The organism is Neptunicoccus cionae, assembly GCF_014643735.1.
GTDB lineage: Bacteria > Pseudomonadota > Alphaproteobacteria > Rhodobacterales > Rhodobacteraceae > Amylibacter > Amylibacter cionae.
The window spans coordinates 870,605-896,161 of record NZ_BMKA01000001.1 but is presented as its reverse complement, the minus strand read 5'-3'; the positions used below and the strand labels follow the sequence as shown (position 1 = coordinate 896,161).

Sequence of the window (25,557 nt, the reverse complement as noted above, 5' to 3'; positions counted from 1 at the left end):
CTAGCGTCCTTTCGTCAGGTGTTCAGCTACCAGCCCTCTAAGTGGCTATTATTCTTAAAATATCAACCATGTCCCCAAAGCTTATCGCGTTGGCGTGGACATTGTGACGAGCTCCTCCGCCGCCGTTGGATGGACCGCAACAGTCCGGTCGAAATCTTCTTTGGTTGCGCCCATTTTCACAGCGATTCCCGCCAATTGTATCATTTCTCCGGCGCCGTGGCCCACAATATGACAGCCCAGCACCTTGCGCGAGGCTTTGGAAACGATCAGCTTCATCAGCATCCGCTCCGAACGGTCCGCAAGAACATGCATCATCGGGCGGAACGCCGCGCTGTAAATATCGACCTCGCCCTCTTCGCGGGCCTCTTCCTCGGTCTGGCCCACAGTGCCGATTTCCGGCTGGGTGAAAACAGCCGTCGGGATCAGGCCGTGATCGGGACTTGTGGGATTGTTCTTGAACACCGTTTCCACGAAGGCCATGCCCTCACGGATCGCAACCGGCGTCAGCGCCACACGGTCTGTCACATCGCCAACCGCATAGATCGACGGTACGGATGTGCAGGAATAGGCGTCGACTTCGATCTCGCCCTTACGTCCAAGCTTAACGCCCACATCTTCCAGCCCCATGTTGGCCGAATGCGGGTTCCGTCCGGTGGCGTAGAGCACCTGATCCACCGTATAGGTTTGATCATTGTCAGTGCTGACCACAATGCCGTCGCCTGTCTGCTCCATCTTGGAGACGTCCGACCCGACAACCACATTCACCCCTTTTTCGCGCATCTCTTCGGCAACGAAATTCTGTACCTCATTGTCAAAACCACGCAGGATCTGATCGCCGCGATACAGTAGCGTCACATCGCTGCCCATCCCGTTGAGGATGCAGGCAAATTCGCAGGCAATGTACCCGCCGCCAACCACAACAACGCGCTTGGGTTGTTCCTTCAACTCGAATATTTCGTTCGAGGTGATGGCAAGGTCTTTGCCCTCTACATCCGGCACGAATGGCGTCCCGCCTGTCGCAACCAGAATGGTCTTGGCGGTGATGACTTCGTCGCTGGCCAAAGTCACCTCATGGGGGCCAGTCACGATCGCGCGGGTGTCATAAAGGTTCACTCCGGCGGCTTTCAGGTTTTTGTTGTAGATACCTTCAAGCCGGTCGATTTCCTTGTCCTTGGCCGCCATGAAGGTGCCCCAGTCAAAAGAGGTATCGCCAACAGTCCAGCCAAATCCTTTGGCATCTTCAAAGGCTTCGGAAAACTGCGAGGCATAGACCATCAGTTTTTTGGGCACACAGCCACGGATCACACAGGTGCCGCCGTAGCGATATTCTTCGGCCAGCCCGACGGTTGCGCCGGTTTGCGCTGCGACCCGCGCCGCGCGCACACCGCCCGAGCCGCCACCAATGACGAACAGGTCATAATCAAAAGACATAGTAACTTCCTTAATCCTCGATGTCGGCGAACAGGTTCTCGTTCAACAAGATATCAATCTGCTCTTTCTCGACTGTTCCGTTGTTAATATCACGGACTTCCACGCGGCCATCCCCGTGACCGATCACAATGGCGTCAGCTATATCCAGGAACAAACCGTTCTCTACAACGCCGGGCACCTGATTCAGGATCAACGACAGCTCTCGTGCGTTTTCGATCCGCTTTAGGTGCAGGTCCAAAATGTAGTGGCCCTCATCCGTCAGCATCGGCGCATCGTTTTGCAGGCGCAGGGACACAGCACTGCCCAACACATTTACATTGGACAGACACTCTTCAATCAGGGCCTTAGTGGTCTGCCACCCGAATTTCACAACCTCTACAGGCAGCGGAAAGGCACCCAGCGTTTCGACAGATTTGCTGGCATCAGAGATCACCACCATCTGGTCGCTGGCAGTTGCCACGATTTTTTCCTGCAACAACGCGCCGCCGCCGCCTTTGATCAGGTTAAGATCGGGATCAAACTCATCCGCGCCGTCGATTGTCAGGTCCAGCCACTTCACCTCGTCCAGAGTGAATACATCGATCCCCACATCCCGTGCCAGTTGGGCTGTACGGTTGGAGGTTGGAACAGCTTTAATCTTAAGCCCTTCGTCGCGCACCAGTTCGCCCAGCATCTTGACCATCCATGCCGCCGTGGAGCCGGTTCCCAGTCCGACGCGCATCCCGTCATCCACGTAATCCACCGCGCGTTTGGCAGCTACGAATTTCGCTTTATCGATGGGAGAGAATTCACTGCTCATGACGGGCCCTTTGGTTGTTGTGTTTGCCAATTGTATAGGTCTTTATGGCGACTGCTGCGAGGGAGAATTGGCCGCACTTCACAGTTTTTCACTCTGTTTTTACCGGCATGCGGTGGTTTGTGGGGTCAGAACGTCGGATATGGTGCAGCAAGCGCCGTTGGTGCGGGCCAATTAGACCAAAACTGACAACGGGACGGGTAATATGTTTCTGAGCATCTTTGAAATTTTTAAAGTCGGCGTCGGTCCGTCGTCGTCCCATACAATGGGACCGATGACGGCTGCGGGGCTGTTTCTTGAGAAACTGAAGTCAGAGAAAATCACTGCCAGCAGCCTTGGCGCCTCGCTTCACGGCTCGCTCGCCTTTACCGGCAAGGGCCACCGCAGTGATCAGGCGGTGATCCTCGGGCTGGACGGGTTCACGCCGGATGATTTTGATCCTGATGCCGCAAAAATGGCAGAAGAGCGCATTGCCCTGCATAAAGCGGTAAGGCCGGAGGGCCATCCCGAATATGCTTTTGATCCAGAGGAAGACCTTGTTTTTGATTACGAAACTGTCCTGACCGGCCACGCAAATGGCATGAAAATCTGGGCGAAAGACGAACACGGCGCAGTGTTGGTTGAACAGATATACTATTCGATCGGCGGTGGTTTTGTCGCCACGGCGGAAGAAATGGAACAGGTCGAAGCCGAACTTGGCGCGGTCCCCCAAGAGGTGCCCTACCCTTTCCGCAACGCCGATCACATGCTGGCACTGGCCAAGGACAGCGGCAAGTCTGTGGCTCAGATGAAGTGGGAGAACGAGCTGATCCGCTCCGGTCCGGAGAACCTCCATGAACGGGTGATGCGCATCTGGGAGGTAATGGAGCACTGTATCGACAAAGGTCTGGATACCGGTGGCATCCTGCCCGGCGGATTGAACGTGAAGCGCCGCGCGATGGGGATTCACAGCCAGTTGCAGGCGGAACAGGGAAAAAACCTGACGCCTCCCCATGTGATCAACGACTGGATCGCCGCCTACGCCATGGCCGTTAACGAGGAAAACGCCGCCGGTGGTCAGGTGGTTACTGCCCCCACAAATGGCGCGGCGGGCGTGGTACCGGCCACCATCCGCTATTATCTCGATCACGTCCCCACCGCTAAGCGCGATGACGTTGTGGATTTCCTTCTAACTGCCGCTGCGATTGGCGGGATCATCAAAAATAATGCGTCAATTTCAGGGGCCGAAGTGGGCTGTCAGGGAGAGGTCGGATCGGCCTCGGCAATGGCGGCAGCGGGCCTGTGCGCCGTGCTGGGGGGAACCCCTCAGCAAGTTGAGAACGCTGCAGAAATTGCGCTGGAGCATCACCTTGGCATGACGTGCGATCCGATCAAAGGACTGGTGCAAGCCCCCTGTATCGAACGCAATGGTCTGGGCGCGATCAAGGCCGTCAGCGCCGCCTCTTTGTCCCTGCGGGGCGACGGGTTGCATCTGGTGTCACTGGATGCCTGCGTGGAAACAATGCGCCAAACCGGTGAGGACATGTCGGACAAGTATAAGGAAACTTCCCTCGGGGGGCTGGCGGTAAATTTGCCCGCCTGCTGAGGCCAACCTCCTAAACAGCAGGTCCCAGCGCTTTAACTACTGCGCCCAAGAACTGGCGCGGTAGCATGACTAGCAGATGCCCTGCGTAAGTCTCTATCCGCATGGCCCCGCCTGTTGCCGCATTGGAACTGCCGATCCGGCCGTCAGGCTGGAAATCCAGCCCTGCCACTGGCCAGCGCAACCCTTCGCTGCGGGCTTGCGCACCGGTCCATGGATGCAGCGAAACGCGGGTGCCGGCAGGCAAATCCAAGGTGAAAACCGGAGGCGCACGGAACACCACATCCTGTTCACCAACCAATACAATCGAACGCCCTGCATGTTTGCAAACTGCGTTCAAAGCAGCAAGCTGATGGTCCAGACGTTTGCCCAGAAAGCCCACCCCGATCACCAAAGAAGCCCCCACGACCGACAGACATTTCTCAAAATCGGTGTTATTTTGATCGTCGACTTCCATCACCGGAACACCGGCCAGCGGCGCGTCGGTTTGCGCGCTTAAATCTGCAGAAAGACTGTCCATATCACCTATGATTCCGGCCGGTCTGATCCCCCACTTGGCAGCATGATTTGCCCCTCCGTCAGCGCAGACAAGAAGTGGTGCAAAATCAAGGGATTCTCTGAGATCCGATTCCCGCGCCGCGCCACCCCCAAGCAAGGTGACGGAAGGCGATGTGTGAACAATGCGGGTAAAGTCTTCCAAATTGGTTCCTAATCGGGTTCAATCCGGAAAGTAACCCGGCGATTCACGAAGCTTTTAGACTTTTTTTCTAGGGTGAGCCATCGCAAGGTAGTAAATTAACCATAGTATCAGAGTAGTAACGAGTAGTAGGGTTTTATCATGGAATCGCATCCAAAAATAATGACAGTGTCCTACGGCACTTTCTCCTGCACGCTGGAAGGATTTGACGATCCTTTCACCACAATGCAGCTGGTCGCCGAATATTTCCGCAAGCTTGCACAGAAGGACCGCTATTTCGGCGGCGAACCTCTTAAGCCGGATCACGACGCCCTGCATCAGATCGCGAAAGACGCGAACCCCTATCAGGTTGATGCGGAAGTCACCGATACTGGCATCACCCTGCGCAAAGCTGACGTGCTTGACAGTGACGAAGCAGCGCGCCCCGTGCCAAAAGAGGCCGCCGCCAAACCTGCGCAACCGAACCCCGCGCCGTTCCAGACCGATCCGGCTGTTGAAACACCTGCGGCAGAGCCGACTGACACAACACCTTTGTTTGCCTCTACTCGTTCCATATCGGCGAAGCGTCAGGAACGGGCAGCCAACGCTCCGGCGAAACCGGCCACACGGACCAAAGAAGACTCACCCTTTGTAGAGGCTGCAGTGTTCTCATCCCGTCGTGGTGTTCTGGCTCCTGCAAAATCCGAACCCACCCTGCCAGCCTCGGCCTTATTAGATGCAGAGGATGATAGCGAAGAAGATACATTCGCTTTTGACGATACAGAACTGAATATCTTCGAAGATGACGCAGAAGCGAACTCCTTCCCGAAAGCCGAAGCCGAAGCGGATGAAGAGCCAGACCAGCTTGCCGTTGAGTTGCAAGCCCTCGCCGAAGAAGAAGCCCTTGCAGCCGAAGAGGAAGAAGCTGCACGGTACCGCGAAGATGCAGAAGCCGCTGCTCAGGCTGTAACCAGCATTCTGGCCGTAGAAAACGCTGATGAAATCGCCCGCGATGCCATCAAGCGGGAAGAAGAAGCGCTGGAGCGTCTGCTGGAGACAACAAACTCCAAGCTGGAAACACCGGCCCATTCGCGTAAGTCGAATGCGTTGAAGCGGTTGAAAGCCGCAGTCGCAGCAACCGAGGCGGAACGCCGTTTGCGTACACCGCCGGCACAAACTCGCACCGAACGCCCCGCTGTGAAAGACCTGAAAGTGGATCCCAGCGAATTCAAGAACCGGATGACAAAGGCGCAGAAGGATCACGACGAAGCAATTCAGCTGACCCGTCCAATTGCCAAATCCGGCACACCCCGTGCGCGCAACCCGATCGCAACGCTCATTCTGGGCAAAGACCAGCGTGTCGCCTCAGACGAAGCTGCGGAGGCAGCCGATCGCGTAAAAAAGCCGGAGGCTGATGGCCAAAGCCCGGCCGTTGAATTCACCACCCGCGCATCCCGCTCTGAAACTTGGGCCGATCCCAGACCTGACCTGAAAATCGTTCGCCCAAGCATGGCAGACGATCTCTTGGCTGAAGTTGCGGAGCCTGCGGGCCCTGAAGGGGGAGACGGCTTTGAGGAATTTGCCCGCAAAATCGGAGCCAACACACTGCATGAACTGCTTGAGGCCTCTGCCGCCTATCTCAGCATTGTAGAAAACGAGCCGCGCTTCAGTCAGGAACGCATCATTCAGACCATCGGCGACTATATGGAGGAGAACAACATCTCTGAAGATGCCGCCAACCGGTCCCTGAACCGTCTGATGCGCGATGGTCGCATCTTGCGTGTAAAGCAGGACAGCTACACAATTTCAAAGTCTGCCCGCCACGGCTTTAAGGATCGTATGACCGCTTAAGCGCGACAGCAGCGTCACTTCAAAAGACCGCCAGTTTCCGCTGGCGGTCCTTTGCGTCTTCATGTTCAATTCACCTCAGCGAGGGGGCACCAGACGTGAAGAAATTCGACTACATCATTGTTGGTGCCGGTTCTGCTGGCTGCGTTCTGGCGAACAAGCTGGGGGCTGACCGCGCAAAATCGATCCTTGTGCTGGAGGCAGGTCCGGCGGATCGCGATATCATGATCCATATTCCAGCCGGTGTGTACCGCGCCTGGCGCGACCCCAAGATTAACTGGAACTATATCGCAGAGCCGGATGAAGGCGTGGATAATCGCGGCATCGACTGTCCGCGAGGCCGTGTCGTCGGGGGATCATCCTCAATAAATTCAATGGTTTACATGCGGGGGCACCCTCTTGATTATGACAGATGGGCGTCAGAACACGGTCTGTCCGACTGGTCCTATGCCCATTGCCTACCCTACTTCAAAGCGGGCGAAACTTCGGATCGCGGCGCGGATACTTGGCGCGGGGCGTCAGGGCCGCTCGGCGTTTCGAAAGGCAGTTACGACAACCCGCTTTACGATGCGTTCCTTGATGCAGGCGATCAAGCCGGTCAGGGCCGGTCTGACGATTTGAACGGCTTCAACCCCGAAGGCGTTGCACGCTTTGATGCAACGCGGTGGAACGGTCGGCGCTGTTCGGCTGCGGTGGCGCATCTTCGTCCTGCGCTGGCGCGGGGAAATGTGTCCTTGATCACCCGTGCGCAAGTGGCAGCGATTGATTTTGACGGGACACGTGCCAAAGGCGTAACCTATTGGCACAAAGGCAAAAAGCATAGTGCTGAGGCCGCAGAGATCATTCTGTCCGGCGGCGCAATCAATTCGCCACAACTGTTGATGCTGGCAGGGATTGGCCCCGCCGACGAGCTCGCCCGCCACAACATTCCTTGTCGGGTGGATTTACCGGGTGTGGGGCGGAACCTGATGGATCACCCGACGATCATCCTGCAATTCGAAAGCTTGAAGCGCTACCCGATCCACCGCATTAACCATCCGCTGCGCAAGGGAATGGCAGGCGCGTGGTGGCTGTTTACTCGCAAAGGGGCGGCGGCCAGCAATATATGGGAGGCCGGAGGGCTCGTTCGGTCCAACGCCGATACGCCTTATCCCAACCTGCAATACCATTTCGGGCCGATGGGGTTTGAGTATCATGGCGACAAGATCACCGTGAATCAGGGGTTTACGTTTCATGTTGACCTGCTGCGCCCCCGATCCCGTGGTGCGGTCACGCTGAACAGCGCAGACCCGATGGACAAGCCATTGATAAAGTTTAACTACTTTAAAAATCAGGCGGATTTGCGAGAGTTATCCGAAGGGATTGGCATGGTCCGTGATCTCGTCTCGCAAAAGGCGTTTGGTGGGCTGGCGGGGGACGAGCTTTCCACCAGCGGTGCCGCACAAAGCCCTGACACCATCGCGGATTGGGTCCGTAAGAACAGCGAAACGGATTTTCACCCCAGCGGCACCTGCAAGATGGGCGATGGCCCCGAAGCTGTCACCGACGATGAAGGGCGCGTTCACGGGGTAGAGGCGCTGAGGGTGGTCGATGCCTCCCTCATGCCGATGATCCCGAGTGGTAATCTGAATGCGCCGACCCAGTTGATCGCCAGCAAGATTGCCGATCGCATCACCGGGACGCCACCACCCGCCCCAATCCACGCCCGCTTTGCATTTCAGGCATAGGACGGGGCGAAAGCCTAGCCTTCGCTTTGCGCATCCGCGCGCGACATGCCCGCCACATCCTGTGCCAGTACCGCCTCCATAAACGGGGTCAGATCACCGTCGAGAACACCCTTAGTGTCAGAGGTCTCGTAGTTCGTGCGTAGATCCTTAACCATCTGGTAAGGTTGCAGAACATAGGATCGGATCTGGTTCCCCCACCCCGCATCACCCTTGTTTTCATGGGCTTCGTTGATGCTGGCAGACCGACGGTCCAGTTCCATCTGATAAAGCCGCGACTTCAGCGCTTTCATGGCGATGTCGCGGTTCTGGTGCTGGGATTTCTCAGAACTGGTGACGACAATGCCGGTCGGGTGGTGGGTAATCCGGACCGCCGAATCCGTGGTGTTCACGTGCTGCCCACCCGCACCCGAAGACCGGTAGGTATCAATGCGAATGTCTGCAGGGTTCACGTCGATTTCAATATTGTCGTCCACCACAGGATAAACCCAGACCGAGGTAAAAGACGTGTGCCTCTTGGCAGCAGAATCAAACGGAGAAATTCGCACCAGACGGTGAACACCGCTTTCGGATTTCAGCCAGCCATAGGCGTTATGACCGGAGATTTTATAGGCCACGGATTTGATCCCCGCCTCATCCCCTGCCTGTTCCGACTGCACTTCGACCTTATAGCCCTGTTTTTCCGCCCAACGCACATACATCCGCGCCAGCATGGACGCCCAGTCACAGCTTTCTGTGCCCCCAGCGCCTGCGTTGATCTCTAGGAAGGTGTCATTGGCATCGGCCTCCCCGTCGAGCAGCGCTTCGAGCTCTTTTTGTGCGGCAACCTTGGCCAGTTTGCGGATCGCCTCTTCAGCCTCGGCCACCACATCGGTGTCCTCTTCCATCTCGCCTAGTTCGATCAGGTCCAGATTGTCCGTAAGCTCCTGTTTCAACGAGGTATAAGTCCCCATCGCATCCACAAGGGCCTGGCGTTCGCGCATCAGCTTTTGCGCTTTATCGGGATCATTCCAAAGATCGGGGTCTTCGGACATGGCGTTAAATTCTTCCAACCGGTGTCCGGCGGTTTCCCAATCCATGCGTTGCTTCAGCAATTCCAGCGAATTGTCGATATTGGCCGCGATTGTCTCAATTTCTGCACGCATAAGTCGGGTGTCCTTGATCTGTCAGGCCGCTAGATACATCTGCACAGGCCATTGGTAAAGTCTGCTGTTACGCCCGTTTCGCCATAAAGGCGGCAAGCCGGTCCAGCCCTTCACGGATATCGGCGGCGGATCGCGCGTAGGAAAAACGGATCGTCTGGTGGCCGCGCTTGGGATCAAAATCCAGCCCCGGTGTCACGGACACGCCGGCATCCGCCAGAATTTCAGCGCAAAATGCGGCACTGTCATCGCTCCACCGCGTAATATCTGCATAGACATAAAACGCTCCGTCCGGTGGCGCGATCTGGTCAAACCCCATTTTTGGCAGTTCTTCCAGCATCAGACGGCGGTTTTCGGCATAAACGGCAAAATTTTCGGTCAGTTCGGCTTCGGCATCCATCGCGCCAAGGGCCGCCACCTGCGCGGCGTGGGGGGCGCAGATGAACATGTTTTGCGCCAAGCGCTCCACCGCGCGAACGTGGGTTTGCGGCACGACCATCCAGCCGATCCGCCAGCCCGTCATGGAGAAATACTTGGAGAAGGAGTTGATGACAAAAACATCGTCGCTGATTTCCAAAGCACTGACCGCGCGGCCTTCGTATTGGATACCGTGATAAATCTCGTCCGAGATAAAGGCGATGTTTTGTGCGGCGCAATGGTCCATCAGCTGCTTCAAAGCAGGTTTATCCAGCATCGTGCCTGACGGGTTTGCCGGACTTGCCACCAGAAGCCCAGCAAGGTCCCGCTCGGCTTGTATGTCTTCAAGGCTCGGCTGGAACCGGTTTTCCGCTTGGGTCTGGATGCCCACAGGCTCCAGCGACAGCGCCTTAAGAATGTTGCGATAGCTTGGATAGCCGGGTTCCCCGATGGCCACCCGTTCGGTCGCATCAAATAAGGTGGTAAAGGCCAGCGTGAAGGCTGCGGACGATCCGGCAGTGACGATAATGCGGTCCGGCGACAGGGAGACACCGTACCAGTCCTTATAAAGCTGTGCGATACGGGCGCGCAGATCGGGCCGCCCCAGCGCCACAGTATAGCCCATCGGGTCTTTGGCCATTTCAGCCGACAACAGATCCCGCGCGGCTTCTGGCGCGGCGGTTCCGGGTTGGCCCACTTCCATATGTATAATAGAGCGACCCTTAGCCTCTTCCTTCTGGGCGGCTTCCATCACGTCCATCACAATAAAGGGATCAACCGCACCCCTGCTTGAAATCCGCATCCTGTCGCTCCTACACTGCATCTTGTTGAGCGCAGTTTGTTTCAGTCGGCGGGTGTGCCGTCAATAGGGCCAAGGGCAGCGATAGCGTCCCTCTCTTTTGCTTTCGCCGCAGGCTGTGTGGAATCGAACTTTCGCCAGCCCCCGTTTTATGGCAAACGGGCTGTAACATATCCGGGTGGGGTGCGTTTATCGTGCCTTTGACCACCCCAAGCCAATGAAAACGGACTAGGAATGATCGGACCTTCCATGAAATCTTTGAAAATCGCCGCCCTGATCAGTGCCTTTGCGCTTCCCGCTGTGGCCAGTGATCTGGACAATCTGACATCTGCAGAGCGGGCAAGCTTTCGCGAAGAGGTCCGCGCCTACCTTCTGGACAACCCAGAAGTGCTGCTGGAAGCGATGCAGGTTCTGCGGGACCGCGATCAACAAGCCGAATCGCAAGCAGATGCGCAAATCCTGTCACAAAACGCGGAAGAGATCTTCAACGACGGTATCTCCTATGTGGGTGGCAATCCCGACGGTGACATCACCATCGTAGAGTTTCTGGACTACCGGTGCGGGTATTGCCGCAAGGCCCACAGCGACATGGCAAAGCTGCTGGAAACAGACGGCAACATCCGTTGGGTTGTGAAGGAATTGCCGATTCTGGGAGAGGATAGCGATGCGTCTTCCCGTCTGGCAATCGCAACCCTGCGCCATTACGGCGACGAGGCTTATCAAACCCTGCACGACGTGCTGATGACATTTCAGGGTCCGGTGAATGAACAAACCATGCCTATGCTCGCTTCGGAAGCCGGGATTGATTTTGAACCGCTGAAACCACTGCTCGACAGTGCCGAAGTCTCCGATCACATAGCGCGCGTGCGTGAGCTTAGCCACAAATTGAAAGTTTCCGGCACGCCTTCGTTTGTGATTGAAGATACCATCTTACGCGGCTATCTGCCCCTGCGGGACATGCAAAACATCGTTGCAGAGGTGCGCGGGTAAGTCCCGCTGCTCTGCCAGAAAACCATCACCACTCTGTGCTTTTATCGCGCGGAAAAACACCCTATATAGACGGATACGTCTGCACTTAGACAGACGCCCACAGGTTAAGGACCCCTTGATGTCAAAAAAACACCAGGACGCCGACGTCGCCTTTATCGAAGCGCTTTCAGATCTTGTCAGTGCCAAAGACCTTGCTGAAATTCAGGTCAAACGGGACTATGACGACAATTCGAGCCTGAACGTGCGCGTAACACGCTACGCGGCCACAACCACAGTATCGGCACCACAACAAGCTTATGCTGCTCCCGCGGCCCCTGCTGCGCCGACAGCAGCGCCTGCCGCTGCAGCTTCTGGCGCACCAGCAGCAGCGCCAGCTTCCAACGATCCGGCCGAGGATCCAGGTGCCGTACCGTCCCCGATGGTTGGCACAGTTTACCTGCAGCCCGAACCCGGCGCGCCGGCGTTTGTTTCGGTTGGTGCACAGGTCAGCGAAGGTCAAACCCTGATGATCGTGGAAGCCATGAAAACCATGAACCAGATCCCTGCCCCTCGCTCCGGCACGGTCAAACGCATCCTTGTCGAAGATGGAAGCGCTGTCGAATTCGGCTCGCCGCTCGTCATCCTCGAATAATCAAAGGTCGTCGCTTATGTTCTCTAAAGTCCTCATCGCCAATCGGGGTGAAATCGCGCTGCGCGTTATTCGCGCCTGTCAAGAACTCGGCATTCAGACTGTTGCGGTGCATTCCACCGCTGACAGCGATGCGATGCATGTGCGCATGGCAGACGAGAGCATCTGCATCGGCCCGCCATCGGGTGCGCTCTCTTATCTGAACATTCCGGCGATCATTTCCGCTTGTGAAATCACCGGCGCCGAAGCGGTGCATCCGGGGTATGGTTTCCTGTCGGAAAACGCGCAGTTTGTGCAGGTTCTGGAAGATCACGGGATCAAATTTATTGGTCCGACCGCAGAACACATCCGCATTATGGGCGATAAGATCACCGCCAAGGACACCATGCGCAAGCTGGGTGTGCCTTGTGTTCCAGGGTCCGAGGGCGGCGTTGATACATTAGAAGAGGCTTATACCGTTTCCGACGACATGGGCTTCCCTGTGATCGTCAAAGCCACCGCCGGTGGCGGTGGGCGCGGTATGAAACTGGCCAAGACACGGGATGATCTGGAAGATGCCTTCCACAACGCCCGTTCCGAAGCCAAAGCCGCCTTTGGCAATGACGAAGTCTACATCGAAAAATACCTCACCCTGCCGCGCCACATCGAAGTTCAGGTGTTTGGCGACGGGAAAGGCCGCGCGGTCCATCTCGGGGAGCGGGACTGTTCCTTGCAGCGCCGCCACCAGAAAGTGTTCGAGGAAGCACCAGGCCCTTGCATCACCCCTGAAATGCGCGCCCGTATTGGTAAAACCTGTTCGGATGCTGTGGCGGATATCAACTATGCCGGTGCTGGCACGATCGAGTTTCTCTATGAAAACGACGAGTTCTATTTCATCGAAATGAACACCCGCTTGCAGGTGGAACACCCTGTGACCGAGGCGATTTTCGGTGTGGATCTGGTGAAACAGCAAATCCGCGTCGCCTCTGGCGAGGAAATGACATTCGTTCAAGACGAGCTGAGCATCAAGGGCCACGCAATCGAGGTGCGGATCAACGCTGAGAAACTGCCGAACTTCAGCCCCTGCCCTGGAACGATCACCCATTTCCATGCACCCGGGGGTCTCGGCGTGCGGATGGATAGCGCGCTTTATGCAGGCTACAAGATCCCGCCCTATTATGACAGCCTGATCGCCAAGCTGATCGTAACCGGCACCAGCCGCCAAGCGGCACTTGCTCGCTTGCACCGCGCGCTTGGGGAATTGATCGTTGACGGTGTAGACACCACAATTCCACTGTTCCACGATTTGTTGCAGGAACCGGACATTCAGACCGGCGACTATGACATTCACTGGCTGGAAAAGTGGTTGGAAGAGCAGAACCCCGCCTGATCCGGTGTCGGATGTAACACCAGAGCTGTTGGTGCGGGCCTACGCCAGTGGGGTTTTCCCGATGGCAGACACCGCCGCCAGCACCGAGATTTATTGGGTCGACCCGACCGAACGCGGTATCGTGCCGCTGGACGGATTCCACATCTCGCGCTCTTTGGCCAAAGCGATCCGCAGGGAAGATTATTCTGTGCGGATCAACAGCGATTTTGCCCTGACACTGGAACATTGCGCCGATCGTCCCGAAACGTGGATTAACGGGGAAATATTCCAGCTTTACTGTGCGTTATACGACATGGGGCTGGCCCATTCACTGGAAGTCTGGCGGGACGACAAGATGATCGGCGGCGTTTACGGCGTTACCCTTGGCGGCGCGTTTTTCGGCGAGAGCATGTTTTCCAAAGCCACCAACGGTTCGAAAATCGCATTGTCCTATCTGGTACACCGGCTGCGCACGGGCGGCTTCAGCCTGTTTGACACGCAGTTCATCACCAGCCACTTGCAAAGCCTCGGGGCGATTGAAATTCCGCGCGAAGCCTATCATCAGCAGCTGGCAGAAGCTTTGCGGATACGGGCAGACTTCACTGCGCCTGTCACACCGGATGCGGGGCGCCTGTTGGCCGATCTAAAACCGAAATACTATGGTTAAGGCGGTTTATTCGCTGCCCTGCTCTGCCTCACTGGCAAGCTTGCAGCGGACCACCCAGATGTCATACCGTGGGTGTTCCAGCGCCGAAAGTGCCGGACTGGATGCAATCATCCATCCCTCGAAAGCAGGGAGTTTTTCACGCACATCGCGGATCACGAGATAAGCAAACGCATCCGCCGAAATATTACCCGCCGGATAGCGGCAGTCCTGTGCAGATACCATCAGGCGTTCATAAACCGTGGTATCCCCGACAGGAAGGTCGATGTCTTCCACCTCTCCGGTGATGGTATCTAGCGCGCGCAGTTGGACAATATCGCCATTCTTGGTCTTTACCGAGCTTTGGGCAAATGACATCGCAGGCACCATCAGCGCCGCGCAAAGGACCGTCAGCAGCTTCATTCAGAAGAGCCGCTCACAAATTTCAGAAGCAGGGAGATCAGGCTGACCGCACCTTGTGTGTCCAAAAGCTCGCCCCCGTCTTCAAGGTTGAACTCCGACCCGCCTGGAACGATCTCCACAAAGTTACCACCCAGCAACCCTTCAGAGGCTATCACCACCGAGGAGTCATCCGGCAGGACGATGTTGTTTCCAACCGCCAATGCAGTTTCAGCGCGGAAAGTTTGCGGGTTCAAATCCAACCCTGTGACAGTGCCGATTTTGACCCCTGCCAGCCGTACATCGGTGCCAAGGGAAATCCCTTCGACCGAACGGAAAGATGCGTTCACGGTATAGCTGTCGCCAGTCCCCGAAACGCCAACCGCATTCGCGGCATAGTATAAAAAACCGGTCGCTGCGATCAGAACGACTGCGCCGATTGCTGTTTCTGCTGCACTGTTTGCCATATTGGCCCCCTATTCCAGCGGATGCTGACTGTCAAAACCTGTTATAAACCGCGCAGGCTTATTCGGGTTGCCATGCCTCGTAGTCCGCGCGGTGGGGCGGTGTCGGAGAGCGCAAGCTGCCACTTGGAACATAGGCCAAAGGTGTGCCGGTCAAGTTCTCCAGATGCTCTTTTTCCCACGTCTTGCGGGGCAAAGGGGCTTCTGTCGGAGGTGTTTGGTAGGTCTGGTGCAACCAGCCATGCCACTCCGGGGAAATCCGGCTGGCCTCTGCCTCGCCGTTGTAGATCACCCAGCGCCGTGTGCCATCCTTGTTCTGATAGAACTGGTTGCCTTCGTCGTCCGTACCGACCTTGACGCCATTGCGCCAAGTCCAGAACTGGGTGTTCAGGGTCTGGCCGTTCCACCATGTAAACAATCGCAGGATAGACTTCATCACGTTACTCTTTTGCTCCTACCGCATCAGGCGTGGCGGTCAGCCTTGCCGTTTGCCAGCCAATTATTTGCCGGATCGTCATGTGAAGCCTGCCCGTTCAGGTTTTGGCTGGGTGGCACCTTACACTTGTCTAGCTGGGCCTTATATGGCCTATTCCGCGCCACGCGTCCAGCCTTGGAGGCGTGTTTTCAGCCGCAAAGGGAACGCGATGGCGCTTCTTGCAATCTTTCGCCGTTTGATCGCGGTCTTTCTGTCGATTTACCTGCTGACCGTGGTTTTCATCACCGGATTCGCTGCCCTACAACCCTTGTGGGAACCAACCCCATCTAAGGCAGATTTAATCATTGTATTGGGCGGCGGCATGTCAGCGGATGGTCGCTTGCATCGATCAACCACAGTGCGGGTGGATCGGGGCGTGGAACTGTTTAGAACCGGCGCAGCGCCGCAGATCCTGTTCACGGGCGGCGCGATGGTTGCGGGGGCACCATCAGCGGGCGAACAGATGGCGCGGCGGGCGATGAATCAGGGGGTGCCAGCTACCGCGATTCTGTCGGAAACGCGCTCCCACTCCACACTGCAAAACGCCCTGTTCAGCCGCGACGCTTGGGCAAGCGCGGAGCATATCATCCTTGTGACAGAGGGATTTCACCTGCCCCGCAGTTGGGCGAGCTTTAAAGCCTTTGGCGCAAAACGCACAACCCTGATCCATGCCCGCAGGTTCAGAGGCGATAACATCACCGGAGGCATCAAGATGGTACTACGGGAATCACTGGCTTACTGGTTTAACGCCGCACGTTATGGGGTCTGGCACGCGGCTGGAGTAATAGGAACCGAAAGCGCAGAACGGAACAGCCTGCTTCACTGAAGCAGCGCTGCTACCCCACCTGCCGCTCAATAACATCATCCATACCGGCAGTGAACTGCAGACGGGCCAGTCGGGCGTAAAGCCCCCCTTCCGCCACCAGCGCATCATGGGTGCCCTGCGCCACAACCTTCCCACCGTCGAGCACGATAATCCGATCGGCCCGTTTCACCGTGGCCAGACGGTGCGCAACGATCAAGGTCGTGCGATCTGCCGAAAGGCGATCCACCGCCTGTTGCACCGCTTGTTCGCTTTCGGCATCGAGCGCCGATGTGGCTTCGTCCAGCAGTAGGACTGGCGCATCCCGCAGGATGGCACGGGCAATGGCGATCCGTTGTTTCTGACCGCCTGACAACATGACACCGCGCTCTCCGACAAAACTGTCATAGCCTTCCGGTAAAGCGTTTAGAAAACCGTCCGCTGCAGCGGCTTTGGCAGCGGCAATCACCTCTGCGTCACTTGCATTCGGGCGGCCAAAACGGATGTTTTCCATCGCGGAGGTAGCAAAGATAACAGGGTCCTGCGGCACATAGGCAAGGTGATGGCGGAACGCATCGCGACGCAGGCTGGAAATATCCATACCATCGAGCGTGACACGGCCAGTATCAGGATCAAAGAAACGTAGTAACAGTTGGAATACAGTGGATTTTCCGGCACCCGACGGGCCGACCAGCGCCACGGTCTCTCCTGCTTTTACATGCAGCGAAAACCCGTCAAGCGCGGGCGCTTTCGGGCGGGCGGGATAGCGGAACGTCACCTCGTCAAAGGCAACCGCGCCCTTGATCGCATCGGGCATCTGCGCCGCATCCTCGCGATCCTGAACCGGATCTTCAGCGTGGAGAAGTTCTACCAACCGCTCGGTCGCACCTGCGGCCCGTTGCAGCTCGCTCCAGATCTCCGACAGGGCAGCGACAGATCCAGCGACGAGCACGGCGTAGATCACAAATTGCACCAAGGCGCCGGTGCTCATCACGTCGGCGCGCACATCCCGCGCCCCCATCCACAGAACGCCGACGATGCCGGTGAAGATCAGGAAAATCACGATCACAGTGGTCAGCGCACGGGCCCCGATCCGCTGGCGGGCGGCGTCAAACGCCTCTTCTGTCAGCGTGTCAAACCGCGCGCGGCTGCGTGCTTCATGGGTAAACGCCTGCACCGTCGTCGCGGCCAGCAGGGTTTCGGAGGCATTGCCGGAGCTTTCAGCGATCTTGTTCTGATTCTCACGGCTGAGCCGGCGCACCCGCCGCCCCAGCACCAGGATCGGCACCAGTACAAACGGCACCAACAACAGCACCGCGCCTGTCAGCTTAGCGGAGGTGAACATCATCAGGATCAGGCCACCAAAAAAGATAAGCACATTGCGCAGGGCCACCGACACGGACGATCCGATCACGGACTGGATCAATGTTGTGTCCGTGGTGATCCGGCTTAGAACCTCGCCCGTCATCACCTTGTCAAAGAAGGCGGGACTCATCCCGATCATTTTGGTGTAAACGGCCTTGCGAATGTCTGCGACAACCCGCTCCCCCAGCCGTGTCACGAAATAATAGCGGAACCCCGTCCCCACAGCCAGCAAACCGGCAATCCCGATCGCTGCGCCAAAATACTGGTCCATCAACTGGGTAGACCCCGATGAAAACCCGTCCACAACACGCCGCACCGCAAGCGGCAGCAGCAGCGACAGGGTTGCAGTCACGACCAAAGACAGCCCCGCCAGTGCGATCATCAGACGATAGGGTCGCAGAAACGGAGCGAGGCCGTTTAGCGGCCCGACGGTTTTGGATTTCTCTCGGGATTGCGGGTCAGCTGTGATGCCCTGATCTTGTGCCATGCATTCTCCAGCGGTCCGCAGTTCGCCACCTTAACAGTGTATTAGGGTGGATTTGGAGCGGGTAGCGGGAATCGAACCCGCACCTTAAGCTTGGAAGGCTCTTATGATACCATTTCACCATACCCGCGCCGATTTTTAGGTACTATTTCAAAGCCTGCGGATGGTCAAGAAACAGTTTTCAGAAAGTCTGGAATTTCCAGCAAAAAGAAAAGGCTGCACCCACGCCAATAGATGCAACCTTTCCAGCAGATACTAAAAAATTTCTTTAAGAATTAGGTTTAGCGTCGCTTAAGGCAGGTCCACCCATGCGGCATTTCGCCCAGAGGAACGGACACAGGCGTCGATGAATTCTACGCCTTTCAACCCGTCTTGCACGGTTGGGAACACCACATCTTCGGGCGGTGATTTGCCCTCCCGTTTGGCAAGGATCGCCTCCGCGGCTTCGTTGTAGATGGTAGCAAATCCTTCGAGATAGCCTTCGGGATGGCCGGGCGGAATGCGTGACACGCGCCCTGCTGCAGCACCCGAACCGGCACCTCCCCGTGTGATCAGGCGCTTTGGCTCACCAAGCGGGGTGAACCAAAGGTAATTCGGGTCCTCTTGCGCAAATTCCAAACCACCTTTCGTGCCATAGATCCGCAGCTTCAGCGCGTTTTCATTCCCTGGCGAGACCTGAGAGCTCCACAGCATACCCCGCGCGCCACCCTTCCAGCGCAACAACACATGGGCGTTATCGTCAACACGGCGACCCGACACAAAACTCTGCATATCCGCCGAGAGGGAGTCCAGCTCCAGCCCTGTCACAAAACAGGCGAGGTTATAGGCATGGACCCCGATATCACCGATAGAGCCGCCTGCCCCGCTGCGTTCAGGATCGGTGCGCCATTCGGCCTGTTTGTTCTGCACTTCCTCGCTCATCCAGTCCTGCGGATATTCCACCTGCACGACGCGGATATCCCCAAGATCACCGGCGGCAATCATCTCACGCGCCTGACGGGCCATCGGATAGCCGGTATAGTTGTGGGTCAGTACAAACAGCGCATCAGACGCCTCCGCCGCCTTCACCAGCTTGCGGGCATCGGGCAACGTCGAGGTCAGCGGCTTGTCGCAAATGACATGGATGCCCCGCTTCAAAAATTCCCGTGCGGCGGCGTAATGAACGTGGTTTGGCGTCACAATCGACACCGCCTCGATGCCGTTCTTCAGCCGCGCCTCGCGGATCGCCATTTGCTTGTAATCGTCGTAGGTTCGATCCGGCGCAAGACCCAGAGCCGCACCGCTGGCCTGCGCCTTTTCCGGAGTTGACGACAGCGCCCCCGCCACCAGTTCAAACCGGTCGTCAATCCGCGCAGCAATACGGTGCACCCCGCCGATAAAAGCGTCGTTGCCGCCACCCACCATGCCAAGTCTGATACGATCTACCATCAGCCAATCCCCAGCATCTTGCGGTTTGCGGCCTCATCCGCACCCCCGTCTGCGAAATCGTCAAAGGCTTTTTCAGTGACGCGGATGATGTGATCCTTAACGAATTGCGCCCCTTCGCGCGCACCATCTTCGGGGTGTTTCAAGCAGCATTCCCATTCAACAACAGCCCAACCATCAAAATCGTTTGCTGCCATTTTGGAAAAGATCGCCGCGAAATCCACCTGACCATCCCCGAGCGAGCGGAAGCGACCAGCACGGTTGACCCAAGACTGATAGCCCGAATAAACACCTTGTCGCCCCGTTGGGTTGAACTCTGCGTCCTTGACGTGGAACATCTTAATCCGATCTTTGTAGATGTCGATGTTGTCAATGTAATCAAGGCATTGCAGCGCGTAGTGGGACGGATCGTACAGCATGTTGCAACGGGCGTGATTGTCCACACGCTCCAAAAACATCTCAAACGTCACACCGTCATGAAGGTCTTCGCCCGGATGGATTTCATAGCAGATATCGACGCCGTTTTCTTCTGCATGATCCAGAATAGGGCGCCAACCGGCGGCCAGTTCATCAAAGGCTGTCTCAACCAGACCTTCGGGACGCTGCGGCCAAGGGTAGATATAGGGCCACGCCAGCGCACCAGAAAAGGTTGCGTGGGCGGTGATGCCCATATTGTTAGATGCTGAAATCGCCTTTTTCACCTGATCCACCGCCCAAGCTTGCCGCGCCTTTGGATCACCATGTACAGAAGGGTCCGCAAACCCGTCAAATGCGGTGTCATAGGCGGGGTGAACGGCGACAAGCTGGCCTTGCAAATGGGTCGAAAGCTCGGTCACCTCTACACCGTTCTCTTCGGCTTGGCCTTTGAAGGTGTCGCAGTAGTCTTTTGAAGTTGCAGCTTTTTCAAGGTCAATCAAGCGTGCATCCCAGCTTGGCACCTGCACCCCCTTATACCCGCAATCCGCCGCCCATTTGGTGATCGAATCCCATGAATTGAACGGGGCATCGTCCCCCGCAAATTGCGCCAGAAACAGGCCCGGCCCTTTGATCGTTTTCATAATTGCACCTTCCTCAACTCTGTTGTCTCAAAAAAAATACTGCGTGTTCAGCCCCGCCTTTTCCATACAGGCGCGAATATGGACATAGCCTTCGCGGTAAACCTGTTCGGGACTGTCCGCAAAATCGCGCCAGACTTTGGTGGCGGCGGCCAGATCGGGCAGCCCGCGACCGAAAGATTCAATCGTCAGCCAGTCGTTATATCCGGTCTGTTCAATTGCCTTGAAGGTGTCGGCCCAAGGGATATTGCCACGCCCCGGCACTCCGCGATCGTTTTCAGATATATGAATGTGGCTAATTACGTCCGCGTTTCGGGTCAGCGCGCCGATCGGGTCAGTTTCTTCGATATTGGCGTGAAATGTGTCGTACATGGCGGTAATGTTGGGGTGGTTAATCTTGCGCACATGGCCGCAAAGCGCGTCCATTGTGTTCACCAGATAGCATTCAAACCGGTTCAGCGCCTCCAGCCCGACCACCACGCCGCGACTGGCCGCCAGATCCCCAAGCTGTCTTTGGGTTTCGATGAAGTGTCCGATTTCCGCCTTGCTCGGCCCTTCCCCGCTGAACGCGCCGAGGGTGGAGTGCAAAGGCCCGCTAATCTGCGTCGCCCCAAGCGCTGCGGTACAGTCAAAGGCCCAGTCCATAAATTCCAGCCCCGCCTTGCGGGTCGCCGCATCCCCGGAGATCAGGTTCATGTCCGGATCGCCCATCGCCGACACCGCCGTGCGCTCCAGCCCGATCCGATCCAGCATCGCTGCGGTGTCGCGGTAATGTTCGGGCGTGCCTTCAAAGACGGGAATTTCCACCCCGTCAAAACCAACCTCCTTGATCGAAGCCAGCAGGGGTTCATGCTCCGGCCCGATATGGGTGGTCCATAAAAACATGCACATTCCGATTTTCATTCCCACCTCCCAAAGGCTCCCTACGGCGCTTTATGAGACCCAACCAAGAGACTCGGCAGCGCGCTTAATCTGGTCATACCAAAATAGAAGAGCACTTCAAAGGGAATTTATCCTGCCGAAATCCTGAAATTGAGCCAATCAACCCAATTTTATGGGATAAACCGTGTTTTCCGTTTGGTAAGTACGTTTAAAAACCCGAAAACCAGCCCTTGACCAATCAGAAAATTCGATGCTATCTGGTCTAACCAATTTAAGCACTCCCTTGGCGCAAGGCGCAAAAGCGCAGGGGCAATACGGGTGTGAAACAGACCTTTGGGAGGACAGGAATGCATCTTTCGACACACAACTGGATGCGCGCGGAACCGCTGGAGACGACCGTGCGCCGGATCAAACAATACGGCTATGAAAGCATCGAGATTTCGGGCGAGCCGGATCAGTACGACACCAAGGAAACCCGCGCGCTGCTGAAAGACACCGGTATGCGCTGCTGGGGGGCTGTGACCTTGACGCTCGGTGATCGCAATCTGGCGGCCAAGGATCAAGGCCAGCGCGAACGTACTGTGGATTACGTCAAAAACGTGCTGACGATGGTGTCTGAACTGGAAGGCGAGATTATCACGCTGGTGCCCGCTACGGTGGGTAAGGTTGTGCCGGACGGTACACCGGAAGAAGAATGGGAATGGGTGGTCGATGCGACCCGTGAGTGTTTTCACCACGCCCAAAAAGTCGGCGTAAAAATCGCGGTGGAGCCGCTCAACCGGTTTGAAACCTATCTGTTCAACCGCTGCGCACAGGCGCTGGCGCTGGCGGATGCGGTCAGCCCTGAATGCGGCGTTTGCCTTGATGCCTTCCACCTCAATATCGAGGAGGACGACATGTTTGACGCGATCCGCCTTGCCGGTGACCGTCTGTTCGACTTCCACGTTGCCGACAACAACCGCTTTGCTGCGGGGTTGGGGCATCTTGACTGGCCCAAGATCGTTAAGACCTTGAAAGAAATCGGCTATGACGGTGCGCTCACCAACGAGTTTGTGGCCCCTCTGGACCGCACGCCAGCGGCTCCCTACCCCGATATGGTTGAGAAAAATCCGGTGGATATCTCACCCGAGCAGTTGAAGTTCATTGAGGATCACGGCTCGTCCTTATTGGCCGAGGATTTCTACGCGCGGCAGATGGAAATCACCGCAGAAACCCTTCTTCCCTTGATGAAGTAAACGGGGTCCGCCCTGTTCCTGTCCGGGCGCGTCATCTCCCAACGCGCCCGGCTTAAAACAACCCGAGGATACGTCATGCGCATAAAATCGGCTCAGGCCTGGTGGGTGCAGATTCCCATTGAAACCGAACAACAGCATGTCAGCGATTTCGGTCGGCTGCGCACCTTTGATGCGGCGATTTTGCGGCTGGAAACCGAAGACGGCATTGTCGGATGGGGCGAAGGCAAGAACGCAGCTGGCAGTGCGGGACATTATGGTACGCTGGTGCATCTGCTGAACCACGAGTTCGGGCCGCGTATCGTCGGGCGAGATCCGGCCGACGTTTCGGTGATCTGGGAAGACCTTTACAACGGCGTGCGGGCCGAAAAATCCGCCATCGCCGGTCATTCCATGCCCGATTTCGCACGGCGCGGTATGTCCATCGCAGCCATCAGCGCCGTCGACATCGCGCTTTGGGATATTCTTGGAAAATCAGAGAGTAAACCAGTCTGGCAGTTGCTCGGCGGGCGCAAGGCGGACCGGATGCAGGCCTATGCTTCTGGCGGTTGGGCTGACAAAGACAACATCGGCAAACAGCTTCAGTCCTACATTGATAAGGGCGGGTTCAGGGCCGTAAAAATGCGCGTTGGCGCGATGGACCCCTCCCCGAACGGCTCGGCAGAGAGGGTTCTTGCCGCGCGCAAGGCGCTTGGGCCGGATGTGGATATCATGGTTGATTCCCATGGTACGTTTACCGTGGCTGGGGCCAAGCGCTTTGCTTATTTGTGCCGCGACGCGGATCTGGCGTGGTTTGAGGAACCTGTGACGGGCGACGACAAACAGGGCATGGCAGAACTGCGCGCCAGCACCCACATCCCCATAGCCGCCGGAGAATCCGAGGCAACCCGCTTTGATTTCCGCGATCTGGCGACCTTGCGTTCTGCAGACATATTCCAGCCCGACCCCGCCAACTGTGGCGGTATTTCAGAGGCGATGAAAATCGGCACGCTTGCCAGCGCTTTCAACCTGCGCCTTGCCCCGCATTTGTGGGCCGGTGCCCCCTGCTTCTTTGCGGGCCTTCAGGTCTGCGCGGCGTCGCCAGCGGCCTTTACGGTTGAATTCTCGCTCGGGGCCAACCCGATGATCCATGAATTGTCCAATGCGCCGGTCACAGTCAGCGATGGTATGATTGCAATTCCCGAAACTCCGGGTATAGGTTTAGATATGAACGAGGCTGCCGTCAGAGCCTACGCAATTCAGGGGTAAAATGCAGGAAAATCAGTTCCTTCCAACATTGGCCAGCTATCTGTTAACGGTGGCAAAATCCAACTCGGGCAAAGCGCCCTCAGAGCGGGAATTGGCAGAGCATTTCGAGGTCAGCCGCGGCCAGATCCGTGAGGCTTTGGCCATTCTCGAAGCGATGGAATTGATCGAGCGACGTGCCAAATCGGGAATCTACGTTAAAGAAAACCAGCACGGAATTGAGCAGATGGCATTTTATGCCCGCGCCGGCATCCCATTGGAACCAATGCAGATTTACGAAGCCGTAGAGGTTCGCAAAATCCACGAGATTCAGGCCGCAGAACTGGCCGCAGAACGCGCCACTGAAGAAAACTTCGAGCGGTTGCGTGAAATCCTTAGAGCGAGTGAGGAGAGGATTGCCGATGGTGAAGGGCTCGCCCGGCTTGACCATGAGTTCCACCTTGAAATCGTGCGGGCGACCCAGAATTCCATCTTCCACAATATCTGCACAACTTTTTACGTGCTGAGCGAGAGCCGCTTACCGGTCTATTTTGAAAAAGAAGAACGCAGTCGCAAATCCCACGCGGATCACATGCAAATCTTCGATGCGCTGGTTAATCGGGACGGATCACTGGCCAAGGCGCTGATGAATTCCCACTTGCGCAACGCCCGCAGTTACTGGTCAGAGCTGCTGGAACCGACCGGCGAAAACACCCCCAAATAACCGGAGCCACGCCATGCCCGAGACCCCTGTAATTTTCTCCACCCACAGTCTGCACCCTGATGTGAGCGAAGAGCTCGGACAGCTTGGCACGCTGAAAGTGGCGTCTGCCCCGACCCCCGAAGCGATCCTTGCGGAGTCTGTCGGTGCAAATATCATTGTGGTTCGCGCCCCTATTCCGGCGGAAATTATTGCGCGCGAACAGGGACTTATGGCAACTGTTCGCCACGGCGCGGGGCTCGATATGATCCCGATGGAGGATTGCACCAATGCAGGCGTCATGGTCACGAACGTGCGTGGGGCCAACGCGGTGACGGTAGCAGAGCACGCGATCTGGTCGGCTATGTCGTTACTGCGCAAGAACCCGATGGTGACACGGGATTTGCACGCTGGCGGCTGGGAACACGGCCGCCGTCACTCCCCGACAGGGCGCGAGATTTCGGGCCGCACGCTTGGAATCCTCGGCTTTGGGAATATTGGCACAGCCCTGTCAGGTATGGCGCAGAACGGGTTTGGGATGTCAGTGATTTCCCACACCCGCAGCCCTGACAAACTGCCCGAAACGGTGGAAGCTGTTTCCCTGACGGAGCTGTTGGAACGGTCGGATATTCTGGTTCTCAGCTGCCCGCTAACCGATGAAACGCGCGGGTTGATCGACGCCACCGCCATCGGGTCCATGAAGCCGGGCGCGATCCTTGTGAATGTTGCGCGCGGGCCTGTGGTGGTGGAAAACGCGCTGATCGAGGCGCTCCAATCCGGGCATCTGGGCGGCGCGGCGATAGATGTTTTTAACCAACAACCCCTGCCCATCGACCACCCGCTTATGACGCTTGGCAACGTGGTTTTGACGCCCCATATGGCGGGGATTACCGAAGAAAGCATGTTGCGGCTGGGGCAAAAAGTGACCGAGATTACAGCGCAAATTCTGGCGGGGGATACGCCGGACAACCTGTGCAACCCGGAGGCTCTGCCAGCCTTTAAGGCGCGGTTTCCCGCGCCTTGACC

The 25,557-nt window shown here is 57.0% G+C and carries 24 protein-coding genes and 1 tRNA gene; 12 read left to right on the top strand and 13 right to left on the bottom strand.

Annotated elements, in window-relative coordinates; all coding sequences use genetic code 11:
• Positions 1–81: 81 nt before the first annotated feature.
• Both gor and rpiA read right to left on the bottom strand, forming a co-directional pair.
• The gene (gene gor / locus IEX10_RS03930; RefSeq protein ID WP_188671087.1) at positions 82–1,431 is read right to left on the bottom strand and encodes a glutathione-disulfide reductase; all 1,350 of its coding nucleotides are present in this window, start codon (positions 1,429–1,431) and stop codon (positions 82–84) included.
• 10 nt (positions 1,432–1,441) lie between these two features.
• Entirely contained in the window at positions 1,442–2,230 is a 789-nt protein-coding gene (gene rpiA, locus IEX10_RS03925) for a ribose-5-phosphate isomerase RpiA (RefSeq protein ID WP_188671085.1), read from the bottom strand.
• A 202-nt stretch (positions 2,231–2,432) separates the two neighbouring features.
• Here rpiA and IEX10_RS03920 point away from each other — a divergent pair, with 202 nt between their 5' ends.
• Complete coding sequence (locus IEX10_RS03920) at positions 2,433–3,812, top strand: L-serine ammonia-lyase (protein ID WP_188671083.1); 1,380 nt, start codon at positions 2,433–2,435, stop codon at positions 3,810–3,812.
• A 10-nt stretch (positions 3,813–3,822) separates the two neighbouring features.
• On the opposite strand, the gene IEX10_RS03915 is transcribed toward IEX10_RS03920, so the two are convergent.
• Positions 3,823–4,464 carry a thiamine diphosphokinase gene (locus IEX10_RS03915; protein ID WP_229678431.1) on the bottom strand — a complete coding sequence of 214 codons (642 nt, stop codon included), beginning with the start codon at positions 4,462–4,464 and terminating at the stop codon, positions 3,823–3,825.
• Positions 4,465–4,647: 183 nt separating this feature from the next.
• Between IEX10_RS03915 and IEX10_RS03910 the strand changes: the two genes are divergently transcribed.
• On the top strand, positions 4,648–6,336 hold the full coding sequence (locus tag IEX10_RS03910) for a hypothetical protein (protein ID WP_188671081.1): 1,689 nt from the start codon (positions 4,648–4,650) through the stop codon (positions 6,334–6,336).
• Positions 6,337–6,431: 95 nt separating this feature from the next.
• Positions 6,432–8,060, top strand: coding sequence for a choline dehydrogenase (locus IEX10_RS03905; RefSeq protein WP_188671079.1), 1,629 nt, complete (start codon positions 6,432–6,434; stop codon positions 8,058–8,060).
• 14 nt (positions 8,061–8,074) lie between these two features.
• Here the strand turns inward: IEX10_RS03905 and prfB are convergent, their stop codons facing one another.
• Together prfB and IEX10_RS03895 are read right to left on the bottom strand one after the other, a co-directional pair.
• On the bottom strand, positions 8,075–9,202 hold the full coding sequence (gene prfB, locus IEX10_RS03900) for a peptide chain release factor 2 (protein ID WP_188671077.1): 1,128 nt from the start codon (positions 9,200–9,202) through the stop codon (positions 8,075–8,077).
• Between the two features lie 67 nt (positions 9,203–9,269).
• Positions 9,270–10,418: a pyridoxal phosphate-dependent aminotransferase gene (locus IEX10_RS03895; RefSeq protein WP_188671075.1), complete on the bottom strand. Its 1,149-nt coding sequence runs from the start codon at positions 10,416–10,418 to the stop codon at positions 9,270–9,272.
• A 246-nt stretch (positions 10,419–10,664) separates the two neighbouring features.
• On the opposite strand from IEX10_RS03895, the gene IEX10_RS03890 reads away from it, so the two are divergent.
• The 4 genes from IEX10_RS03890 (at position 10,665) to aat (ending at position 14,048) form a co-directional block, all read left to right on the top strand.
• Positions 10,665–11,405 carry a DsbA family protein gene (locus tag IEX10_RS03890; RefSeq protein WP_188671074.1) on the top strand — a complete coding sequence of 247 codons (741 nt, stop codon included), beginning with the start codon at positions 10,665–10,667 and terminating at the stop codon, positions 11,403–11,405.
• Between the two features lie 118 nt (positions 11,406–11,523).
• Positions 11,524–12,036: an acetyl-CoA carboxylase biotin carboxyl carrier protein gene (gene accB, locus IEX10_RS03885; RefSeq protein ID WP_188671072.1), complete on the top strand. Its 513-nt coding sequence runs from the start codon at positions 11,524–11,526 to the stop codon at positions 12,034–12,036.
• Positions 12,037–12,052: 16 nt separating this feature from the next.
• Positions 12,053–13,402 (top strand): acetyl-CoA carboxylase biotin carboxylase subunit, encoded by a 1,350-nt coding sequence (gene accC, locus IEX10_RS03880; protein WP_188671070.1) that lies wholly within the window; start codon positions 12,053–12,055, stop codon positions 13,400–13,402.
• Positions 13,353–14,048, top strand: a complete 696-nt coding sequence (gene aat / locus IEX10_RS03875; RefSeq protein WP_188671068.1) for a leucyl/phenylalanyl-tRNA--protein transferase — start codon at positions 13,353–13,355, stop codon at positions 14,046–14,048. Before accC ends, aat begins: the two co-directional genes overlap by 50 nt.
• Before the next feature lie 6 nt (positions 14,049–14,054).
• Here the strand turns inward: aat and IEX10_RS03870 are convergent, their stop codons facing one another.
• From IEX10_RS03870 to IEX10_RS03860, 3 genes are read right to left on the bottom strand one after another with little or no spacing between them, the layout of a single operon-like run.
• Positions 14,055–14,447 carry a DUF2155 domain-containing protein gene (locus tag IEX10_RS03870; RefSeq protein WP_188671067.1) on the bottom strand — a complete coding sequence of 131 codons (393 nt, stop codon included), beginning with the start codon at positions 14,445–14,447 and terminating at the stop codon, positions 14,055–14,057.
• A complete protein-coding gene (gene mlaD, locus IEX10_RS03865) occupies positions 14,444–14,890 on the bottom strand; it encodes an outer membrane lipid asymmetry maintenance protein MlaD (RefSeq protein ID WP_188671065.1) in 447 nt (148 codons plus the stop codon). The genes IEX10_RS03870 and mlaD overlap by 4 nt, the downstream gene beginning before the upstream one ends.
• 58 nt (positions 14,891–14,948) lie before the next feature.
• A complete protein-coding gene (locus tag IEX10_RS03860; RefSeq protein ID WP_188671063.1) occupies positions 14,949–15,323 on the bottom strand; it encodes an NADH:ubiquinone oxidoreductase subunit NDUFA12 in 375 nt (124 codons plus the stop codon).
• A gap of 208 nt (positions 15,324–15,531) precedes the next feature.
• Between IEX10_RS03860 and IEX10_RS03855 the strand changes: the two genes are divergently transcribed.
• The gene (locus IEX10_RS03855) at positions 15,532–16,188 is read left to right on the top strand and encodes a YdcF family protein (protein ID WP_188671061.1); all 657 of its coding nucleotides are present in this window, start codon (positions 15,532–15,534) and stop codon (positions 16,186–16,188) included.
• Between the two features lie 10 nt (positions 16,189–16,198).
• Here IEX10_RS03855 and IEX10_RS03850 read toward each other — a convergent pair whose 3' ends face one another.
• The 5 genes from IEX10_RS03850 to IEX10_RS03830 all read right to left on the bottom strand — a co-directional run bounded on the left by IEX10_RS03850 (position 16,199) and on the right by IEX10_RS03830 (position 21,396).
• Positions 16,199–18,016 (bottom strand): ABC transporter transmembrane domain-containing protein, encoded by a 1,818-nt coding sequence (locus IEX10_RS03850; RefSeq protein ID WP_188671059.1) that lies wholly within the window; start codon positions 18,014–18,016, stop codon positions 16,199–16,201.
• A gap of 53 nt (positions 18,017–18,069) precedes the next feature.
• A tRNA-Gly gene (locus IEX10_RS03845) sits at positions 18,070–18,143 on the bottom strand.
• Between the two features lie 161 nt (positions 18,144–18,304).
• Complete coding sequence (locus tag IEX10_RS03840; protein WP_188671057.1) at positions 18,305–19,441, bottom strand: Gfo/Idh/MocA family protein; 1,137 nt, start codon at positions 19,439–19,441, stop codon at positions 18,305–18,307.
• Positions 19,441–20,496: a sugar phosphate isomerase/epimerase family protein gene (locus tag IEX10_RS03835; RefSeq protein ID WP_188671055.1), complete on the bottom strand. Its 1,056-nt coding sequence runs from the start codon at positions 20,494–20,496 to the stop codon at positions 19,441–19,443. The genes IEX10_RS03840 and IEX10_RS03835 overlap by 1 nt, the downstream gene beginning before the upstream one ends.
• A 27-nt stretch (positions 20,497–20,523) precedes the next feature.
• Positions 20,524–21,396, bottom strand: coding sequence for a sugar phosphate isomerase/epimerase family protein (locus tag IEX10_RS03830; RefSeq protein WP_188671053.1), 873 nt, complete (start codon positions 21,394–21,396; stop codon positions 20,524–20,526).
• Between the two features lie 326 nt (positions 21,397–21,722).
• On the opposite strand from IEX10_RS03830, the gene IEX10_RS03825 reads away from it, so the two are divergent.
• From IEX10_RS03825 to IEX10_RS03810, 4 genes are all read left to right on the top strand, one after another.
• Positions 21,723–22,610, top strand: coding sequence for a sugar phosphate isomerase/epimerase family protein (locus tag IEX10_RS03825; protein ID WP_188671051.1), 888 nt, complete (start codon positions 21,723–21,725; stop codon positions 22,608–22,610).
• Positions 22,611–22,685: 75 nt separating this feature from the next.
• Positions 22,686–23,855: a mandelate racemase/muconate lactonizing enzyme family protein gene (locus IEX10_RS03820; RefSeq protein WP_188671049.1), complete on the top strand. Its 1,170-nt coding sequence runs from the start codon at positions 22,686–22,688 to the stop codon at positions 23,853–23,855.
• Between the two features lies 1 nt (position 23,856).
• The gene (locus tag IEX10_RS03815) at positions 23,857–24,555 is read left to right on the top strand and encodes a FadR/GntR family transcriptional regulator (RefSeq protein ID WP_188671047.1); all 699 of its coding nucleotides are present in this window, start codon (positions 23,857–23,859) and stop codon (positions 24,553–24,555) included.
• A gap of 13 nt (positions 24,556–24,568) precedes the next feature.
• Positions 24,569–25,555 (top strand): NAD(P)-dependent oxidoreductase, encoded by a 987-nt coding sequence (locus IEX10_RS03810; RefSeq protein WP_188671045.1) that lies wholly within the window; start codon positions 24,569–24,571, stop codon positions 25,553–25,555.
• Positions 25,556–25,557 lie beyond the last annotated feature (2 nt).